Consider the following 4,492-nt stretch of genomic DNA (forward strand, 5'->3'; position numbering starts at 1 on the left):
GCGGGTGGTCTCCAGCACCTCCGGGCCCTTGATCAGGATGCCGAGCTGGGCGCCGCGGCCGGTGCCGACCATGAGCGCGGTCGGGGTGGCCAGGCCGAGGGCGCACGGGCAGGCGATGATCAGGACGGCGACGGCGGCGGTGAAGGCGGCCGTCCAGCCCTCGCCGGTGCCCAGCCAGTAGCCGAGGGTGGCCACCGCCAGGGTGATCACGATCGGCACGAAGACCGCGGAGATCCGGTCCGCGAGGCGCTGCGCGGCGGCCTTGCCGTTCTGCGCGTCCTCGACCAGCTTGGCCATCCGGGCGAGCTGGGTGTCCGCGCCGACCCGGGCGGCCTCGACGACCAGCCGGCCGCCGGCGTTGACGGTGGCACCGGTGACGGCGTCGCCGACCCCGACCTCGACCGGCACGGACTCGCCGGTCAGCATCGATGCGTCCACCGCCGAGGCGCCCTCGACCACCACGCCGTCGGTGGCGATCTTCTCCCCCGGCCGGACCACGAAGCGCATCCCCACCGTGAGTTCGGCGATCGGGACGCGGACCTCGGCTCCTCCGCGCAGCACCGTCACGTCCTTGGCGCCCAGCTCCAGCAGCGCCTTGAGGGCGGCGCCGGCGGTGCGCTTGGAACGGGCCTCGAAGTAGCGCCCGGCCAGGATGAAGGCGGTGACGCCGGCCGCCGCCTCCAGGTAGATGTTGGAGGCGCCGTCGCTGCGGGCGATGGTGAGCTCGAAGCCGTGCCGCATGCCCGGCATCCCGGCGTCGCCGAAGAACAGCGCCCACAGCGACCACAGGAACGCGGCGCCGGTACCGAGCGAGACCAGGGTGTCCATGGTGGCCGCGCCGTGCCGGGCGTTGGTGAACGCGGCCTTGTGGAACGGCCAGGCGGCGTAGGTGACCACCGGGGCGGCGAGGGTCAGCGACAGCCACTGCCAGTTGTCGAACTGCAGCGCGGGGACCATCGCCATCGCGATCACGGGGACGGCGAGGGCCAGCGCGGTGATCAGCCGCTGGCGCAGCGGGGCCAGTTCGTCGGCCGGCCCGGCATGCTCGGCCTGCTCGGCGGCGGGGCCTTCGACGACCGGGGGCTTGGGCAGCGCGGCGGTGTAGCCGGTGGCCTCGACGGTGGCGATCAGGTCGGCCACCTCGACCTCGCCCCCGAAGGTGACCTTCGCCTTCTCGGTGGCGTAGTTGACGCTGGCCGAGACGCCGTCCATCCGGTTGAGCTTCTTCTCGATGCGGGCCGCGCACGAGGCGCACGTCATTCCGCCGATCGAGAGTTCCACCTCCGCGGAGGCGGCTGCCTGCGTAGTCATCGTTGCTCCTCGTGACGTCGTCTCGCTTCGTCGTACCGGCCCGGCCTCATACCCTGTGGGGGTATCGTGCAGCGCCGGGTTCATTTATACCCCCATGGGGTATCGAGAGCAAGCCCCGAGCCATACCCCCGGCAGGTACTTTCCGAGCAGCGATCCCCACACCGGGCAGCACCCGCATATACGGAAGGTGCCGGGCGATCCCGTGAGGATCGCCCGGCACCTTCCGTCAGCAGTCGAATCGGGGCGAGCGTCAGTGGTGGTCGTGGTGGTCGTGGGGCGCGGGGTCCGGGGAGCCGCCCATGGTGCGGAGCATGGGGGCGCCGCCGGTCCGGAGGAAGCGGGCGAGGAGGGCGGCGGCCAGGAGGAGGAAGGCGATGTTGAGCCAGGTGGTGTAGTTCCACTCCACGCCCGACATCGGGATCTCGGCCTGCCGCTGGTTCGGGACCAGGCCGAGGCCGCCGAAGAGGAACTCCACGACGTAGCCGGCCAGCACCATCGCCGTGTAGAAGGTGGCGAGCAGGAAGAGGGCCATCCGGGCGCCGTAGTACTTCCGGTAGATGTTCAGGATCGGCAGGATCAGCAGGTCCGCGAAGATGAACGCGACCACCCCGCCGAAGCTGATGCCGCCCTTCCACAGGACGACCGCGAGGGGCACGTTGCCGATCGAGCAGACGAAGGACGCGATCGCCACCAGCGGCCCGATCAGCGGGCCCCACAGCTTGCCGGCCAGCGGGTGGTCGGCGAAGAAGAAGGCCTGCCAGAAGGAGTCGGGCACCCAGGCGGCGATCGCGCCGGCGATGAGCAGGCCGAGCACCAGGTCCTTGATGATCGCCGCCCACTCCATCACGAAGACGTGCGAGACGGCGGTGATGCCCTGCCGGGAGAGCAGCCGGCGGGCGAAGGAACCCTCCCCCGGCACCGACATGTCCATCGCCGCGTGCCCCTCCATCGAGCCCGCTCGCCCGAACTCGGCCTGCTCACGGGCCTCCCGGAGCAGCCGCTCGCGCAGCAGCAGCCGGAACAGCAGGGCGAGCAGCAGGATCATCACCGGCCCGCCGACGAACTCGGCCGCGGTGAACTGCCAACCCAGCAACAGGGCCAGGATGACGCCGAGTTCGACCACCAGGTTGGTCGAGGCGATCTCGAAGGCCATCGCCGCGGTGAAGTTCGCCCCCTTGCGGAACAGCGAGCGGGCGAGGGCGACGGCCGCGTAGGAGCAGGAGGAGGAGGCCGCGCCGAGGAGCGAGGCGACGGCGAGGGTACGTGGGCGGTCGTCGCCGAGCAGCCGGACCACGGTCGACTTGCGGACCACGGCCTGGACGACGGCGGAGAGCAGGAAGCCGAGGATCAGGGCCCAGGTGATCTCCCAGGTCATCGATCCGGCGATGGACAGCGCGTGCAGGATCGCGTGCATGGTGGTCCGCCTTCCGCAGAGCGTGACTCCGGTGAGCGCCGGTCACCATATACCCGTACAGGGTATTCAGGAAGCATGGCGCGCCGCCCCCGACCTCTGACGCGGGCGATCGGCGACCTGGCCTGACACATGGTCAACTGCCGTGAAGGCCACACTCCGACGTCGACCTCGACGACCTCCCTCGACCCTTCTCATTACCCTAGGGGGGTATGGTATGTTCGCAACTGAAGCGGCCGCCCGGACCACTCCGGGAGGCGCCCGCACCGACGACAGGAGCACACCATGAGCGAGACCACCCTCACCGTCGAGTCGTCCTCCACCGAGGGCTCCTCCTGCTGCGGCTCGTGCGGCACCGGCTCCGCCGAGGCCCCCGCCGCCACCTCCGCCCAGCGCGCGGTGTTCCACGTGACCGGCATGACCTGCGGCCACTGCGTCTCCTCGGTGACCGCCGAGCTGAAGAAGGTCAGCGGCGTCACCGAGGTAGCGGTCGACCTGGGCAGCGGCGAGGTCACCGTCGACAGCACCGAGGCGCTCACCGACGCCGCCGTCGCCGCCGCGGTCGAGGAGGCCGGCTACGTGCTGGCCGGGCGCCTCTGACACCCGCTCCGAGCTGAACACCCGTCGGCCCGGGCGCACTTCACCGTGCGTCCGGGCCGACTCCTTCCACCGCTCCCCCGGTAAAGTGAGAGCACTCCTCACCGCACAGGAACCGGAGACGGCCATGGCCAGCTACAGCTCCCACAAGGACGACTTCCTCAAGCGGCTCCGCCGCGTCGAGGGCCAGATCCGCGGCCTGCAGCGCATGGTCGAGCAGGACACCTACTGCATCGACGTCCTCACCCAGGTCTCCGCCGCCAGCCGCGCGCTCCAGTCCTTCGCGCTCCAACTCCTCGACGAGCACATCGAGTGCTGCGTCCGCGATGCCATCGCCGAGGGCGGCCAGGAGGCCGGCGCCAAGATCCGCGAGGCCAACCAGGCCATCGCCCGCCTCGTCCGCTCCTGACCCGGCCGACGAACGACGCCGGGAGCGCATACGGGGCGGGGGTACCCCAGGGGACGCGTCACACCCGGTCGAGCGGCCGGTGCGGCCCCTCCGGCAGCTCGACCTCGATCGCGTCCCCGGGTCGGACCGGCCCGCCCGCCCGGACGACGCCCATGATCCCGGCGCGGCGCACGATCGTCCCGTCCTCCGCGCGCCCGACGACCTGCTTCAGCAGCCCCGTCCGGTAGCCGTCGATCTGCGCGCACGGGTTGCGCAGGCCGGTGATCTCCACCTCCGCCTCCGGGCCGATCCGCAGCACCGCGCCGACCGGCAGGCCGAGCAGGTCGACACCCTCGGTGGTGATGTTCTCGCCGAGCGCGCCGGGCGCCACCTCGAAGCCGGACTCGGCCAGTTCGGTGAACAGCTCCCGGTGGATCAGGTGCACCTGGCGCAGGTTGGGCTGGGTCGGATCCTGGGCGACGCGCGAGCGGTGCCTGACCGTCACCCCCGCGTGCACGTCGCCCTCCACGCCCAGGCCGGTGAGCAGGGTGATGCCCTCCCGGTTCGGCTTGCTGAAGGAGTACTCGGGATTGCTGCTGACTGCCACCACGGTGCCGCTCATGTCTCAGGGCCCTCCTCGCACGCGTTTGTTCGATCAACTCCGGAGCCTAACCCCCGACGGGCGCCCGGAGCAGGGGCGGGACGGAGCGGTAGAGCTCCGGAGCCGACGTTCGAGAGCGTACTATCGGGCCACAACGGGAAAACCGCCCGAAGGGTTCAATTCC

At 71.1% G+C, this 4,492-nt stretch carries 5 protein-coding genes; 2 read left to right on the forward strand and 3 right to left on the reverse strand.

Annotation, left to right across the window (positions count from 1 at the left end; all coding sequences use genetic code 11):
* Both J0670_RS30990 and J0670_RS30995 read right to left on the reverse strand, forming a co-directional pair.
* Positions 1-1,311, reverse strand: a 1,311-nt coding sequence (locus J0670_RS30990; RefSeq protein ID WP_207815150.1) for a cation-translocating P-type ATPase, incomplete at its 3' end; no start/stop codon positions are given.
* Positions 1,312-1,561: 250 nt separating this feature from the next.
* Entirely contained in the window at positions 1,562-2,725 is a 1,164-nt protein-coding gene (locus tag J0670_RS30995; RefSeq protein WP_207815151.1) for a permease, read from the reverse strand.
* A gap of 282 nt (positions 2,726-3,007) precedes the next feature.
* On the opposite strand from J0670_RS30995, the gene J0670_RS31000 reads away from it, so the two are divergent.
* Positions 3,008-3,322: a heavy-metal-associated domain-containing protein gene (locus tag J0670_RS31000; RefSeq protein ID WP_207815152.1), complete on the forward strand. Its 315-nt coding sequence runs from the start codon at positions 3,008-3,010 to the stop codon at positions 3,320-3,322.
* A gap of 124 nt (positions 3,323-3,446) precedes the next feature.
* Positions 3,447-3,728: a metal-sensitive transcriptional regulator gene (locus J0670_RS31005; protein WP_207815153.1), complete on the forward strand. Its 282-nt coding sequence runs from the start codon at positions 3,447-3,449 to the stop codon at positions 3,726-3,728.
* Between the two features lie 58 nt (positions 3,729-3,786).
* On the opposite strand, the gene J0670_RS31010 is transcribed toward J0670_RS31005, so the two are convergent.
* Complete coding sequence (locus tag J0670_RS31010) at positions 3,787-4,329, reverse strand: MOSC domain-containing protein (protein WP_207815154.1); 543 nt, start codon at positions 4,327-4,329, stop codon at positions 3,787-3,789.
* Between the last annotated feature and the right edge of the window lie 163 nt (positions 4,330-4,492).

This window comes from Streptomyces sp. FH025, assembly GCF_017427025.1.
Classification (GTDB): Bacteria; Actinomycetota; Actinomycetes; order Streptomycetales; family Streptomycetaceae; genus Kitasatospora.